Origin of the sequence: Roseovarius nanhaiticus, from assembly GCF_900156535.1 — a bacterium.
GTDB lineage: Bacteria > Pseudomonadota > Alphaproteobacteria > Rhodobacterales > Rhodobacteraceae > Roseovarius > Roseovarius nanhaiticus.
Genome location: NZ_FTNV01000011.1, coordinates 4,009 through 6,645, shown reverse-complemented (window position 1 = coordinate 6,645; position 2,637 = coordinate 4,009). Strand labels below are relative to the sequence as shown.

Sequence of the window (2,637 nt, the reverse complement as noted above, 5' to 3'; positions counted from 1 at the left end):
TTGGTTGCGGGAGTAGGATTTGAACCTACGACCTTCAGGTTATGAGCCTGACGAGCTACCGGGCTGCTCCATCCCGCGCCATTTGCGCCTCACGTTTTGTTTTGTGAGGATCATCGAAAGAGAGATACGTATCGAAGGTTTTACTAGGTTTGGCGACGACCTACTCTCCCACGTCTTGAGACGCAGTACCATGGGCGCTACGGCACTTAACTGCCGGGTTCGGGATGGGACCGGGTGTTTTGCTCGTGCTATGATCACCAAACCGAGAAAAACCTTCGACTGTCCAAGTCATGTATGCTGATGTTTTGGTGTAAGTATGACTGATGTTTTCGAAGTCTGGCCTATCGGTCTGACTTCTACTGGATCAAATCAAGCCTATCGAGCAATTAGTACCGGTCAACTGAACGCATTGCTGCGCTTACATCTCCGGCCTATCGACGTGGTGGTCTACCACGGCTCTCAGGGATACCTTGTTTTGAGGGGGGCTTCCCGCTTAGATGCCTTCAGCGGTTATCCTGTCCGTTCATAGCTACCCTGCACTGCTGCTGGCGCAACAACAGGTCCACCAGTGGAACGTTCACCCCGGTCCTCTCGTACTAGGGGCAACTCCTCTCAAGTATCCTACACCCACGGCAGATAGGGACCGAACTGTCTCACGACGTTCTAAACCCAGCTCACGTACCTCTTTAAACGGCGAACAGCCGTACCCTTGGGACCTGCTCCAGCCCCAGGATGAGATGAGCCGACATCGAGGTGCCAAACACTGCCGTCGATATGGACTCTTGGGCAGTATCAGCCTGTTATCCCCGGCGTACCTTTTATCCGTTGAGCGATGGCCCTCCCACTTGGGACCACCGGATCACTATGACCGACTTTCGTCTCTGCTCGACTTGTCAGTCTCGCAGTCAGGCTGGCTTCTGCCATTGCACTCAACGACCGATTTCCGACCGGTCTGAGCCAACCTTCGCGCGCCTCCGTTACGATTTAGGAGGCGACCGCCCCAGTCAAACTACCCGCCACGCAGGGTCCCGGATCCGGATAACGGACCGCGGTTAGACATCAAGAGTGCGAAGAGTGGTATCTCAAGGGTGACTCCACCGAAACTGGCGTTCCGGCTTCAAAGTCTACCACCTATCCTGCACATCACAATCCTGATGCCAGTGCGAAGCTGTAGTAAAGGTGCACGGGGTCTTTCCGTCTAACCGCGGGAAGCCTGCATCTTGACAGGCAATTCAATTTCGCTGAGTCCACATTTGAGACAGCGGGGAAGTCGTTACGCCATTCGTGCAGGTCGGAACTTACCCGACAAGGAATTTCGCTACCTTAGGACCGTTATAGTTACGGCCGCCGTTTACCTGGGCTTCAATTCAGAGCTCTCACCCCTCCTTTTAACCTTCAGGCACCGGGCAGGCGTCAGACCCTATACGTCGTCTTGCGACTTCGCAGAGCCCTGTGTTTTTAGTAAACAGTCGCCACCCCCTGGTTTGTGCCCCCGGCCTCTACTTGCGTAAAAACCGGGCCTCCTTCTCGCGAACTTACGGAGGTATTTTGCCGAGTTCCTTAAATGTGGTTCTCTCAAGCGCCTTGGTATTCTCTACCAGTCCACCTGTGTTGGTTTAGGGTACGATCTAGCGATGGAGCTATTTCCAGGAACCTCTAAGCAGCCCACTCAATCCGATAAGGATGAACTACCCTCGAGATCCGTCACTTCCATCTGGCCCAGGAATATTAACCTGGTTCCCATCGACTACGCCTTTCGGCCTCGCCTTAGGGGTCGGCTTACCCTGCTCAGATTAGCTTTAAGCAGGAACCCTTGGACTTTCGGCGACAGTGTCTCTCACACTGTTTGTCGCTACTCATGTCATCATTCTCACTAGTGATCTCTCCACGGGATCGCTCACGCGCCCGCTTCATCGAAAGCTCCACGTCTCCGTAACGACCGAAGTCGCTAAAGAGACACGGAACTATGTCACACTACGCTCTGCTACCACGAATGAATTCCGAAGAATTCACTCATCCTAAGCTTCGGCTCATGGCTTGAGCCCCGTTACATCTTCGCCGCAGGACAACTTATTTAGACCAGTGAGCTGTTACGCTATCTTTAAAGGATGGCTGCTTCTAAGCCAACCTCCTGGTTGTTTTGGTCGTCCCACCTGCTTTCCCACTTAGCCATGAATTAGGGGCCTTAGCTGTAGGTCAGGGTTGTTTCCCTCTCGACAACGGACGTTAGCATCCGCTGTCTGTCTGCCATCTAGTACTCCTCGGTATTCGGAGTTTGGTTAGGATCAGTAAGCCTGTGGGGCCCCATTACCCATCCAGTGCTCTACCCCCGAGGGTATTCGGATGACGCTCTACCTAAATAGATTTCGCAGAGAACCAGCTATCTCCGAGTTTGATTGGCCTTTCACCCCTAGGCACAACTCATCCCGACCTTTTTCAACAGGTGTGGGTTCGGACCTCCAGTAAGTGTTACCTTACCTTCATCCTGGTCATGCCTAGATCACTCGGTTTCGGGTCTGATCCATCTAACTCATACGCCCTATTAAGACTCGCTTTCGCTGCGCCTACACCTAACGGCTTAAGCTTGCTAGATAGACCAAGTCGATGACCCATTATACAAAAGGTACGCCGTCACCC

General features: G+C 53.1%; 1 tRNA gene, 1 rRNA gene and 1 other annotated feature (1 of these 3 only partly in view). Both genes read right to left on the bottom strand.

The window, feature by feature from the left end:
• Position 1: 1 nt before the first annotated feature.
• Positions 2 to 78 (bottom strand) — tRNA-Met (locus BW975_RS17730).
• A 69-nt stretch (positions 79 to 147) separates the two neighbouring features.
• Positions 148 to 262, bottom strand: a 5S ribosomal RNA gene (rrf, locus tag BW975_RS17725).
• Between the two features lie 103 nt (positions 263 to 365).
• Positions 366 to 2,637 (bottom strand) — a sequence feature (mutual gap in cmsearch alignment for this rRNA model is longer than 100); it runs 1,282 nt beyond the window's last position.